The organism is Pseudomonas sp. PDM17, assembly GCF_014851985.1.
GTDB lineage: Bacteria > Pseudomonadota > Gammaproteobacteria > Pseudomonadales > Pseudomonadaceae > Pseudomonas.
This window is the reverse complement of record NZ_JACVAT010000038.1, coordinates 1-255: the sequence shown is the minus strand read 5'-3', so window position 1 is coordinate 255 and position 255 is coordinate 1. Positions and strand designations below refer to the sequence as shown.

Here is a 255-nt window from a genome sequence, read left to right as displayed (position 1 = left end):
AGCTGCTCGACGAAGGTCGTGCTGGTGAGAACGTTGGCGTTCTGCTGCGTGGCACCAAGCGTGAAGACGTAGAGCGTGGCCAGGTTCTGGCCAAGCCGGGCACCATCAAGCCGCACACCAAGTTCGAATGCGAAGTGTACGTGCTGTCCAAAGAAGAAGGTGGTCGTCACACCCCGTTCTTCAAAGGCTACCGCCCGCAGTTCTACTTCCGTACCACCGACGTAACCGGCAACTGCGAACTGCCGGAAGGCGTTG

1 pseudogene is annotated in these 255 nt (G+C 59.2%); it reads left to right on the top strand.

The features are described from left to right. Positions 1-255, top strand: a pseudogene (tuf, locus tag IB256_RS30545) (elongation factor Tu); the annotation flags it as partial.